At 73.2% G+C, this 224-nt stretch carries 1 protein-coding gene; it reads right to left on the bottom strand.

Features of this window, described 5'->3' with window-relative positions; all coding sequences use genetic code 11:
• A partial coding sequence (locus QM517_RS18145) for a phosphatase PAP2 family protein (RefSeq protein ID WP_283289560.1) occupies positions 1 to 224 on the bottom strand: 224 nt, incomplete at both ends.

Here is a 224-nt window from a genome sequence, read left to right as displayed (position 1 = left end):
CCCGGAGACGGGAGAACACCACCGCGAGCACGAGGGCCGCGACCGCGCCGACGAGCGCTCCCCCGACCGTGTCGGAGAGCCAGTGGGAGTGCAGGTAGGTGCGGCTGAACGCCATGAGGACGATCCACGCACCGCCCCCCACCCGCACCCACAGGGTCGGGAACACGATCGCGGCGACCCCCGCGATCGTCGCGGCGTTGGCGGTGTGCCCCGAGGGGAACGAG

This window comes from Microbacterium sp. IEGM 1404, assembly GCF_030056775.1.
Classification (GTDB): domain Bacteria; phylum Actinomycetota; class Actinomycetes; order Actinomycetales; family Microbacteriaceae; genus Microbacterium.
The sequence above is the reverse complement of the archived record's forward strand: the minus strand, read 5'-3'. Positions and strand labels throughout refer to the sequence as shown.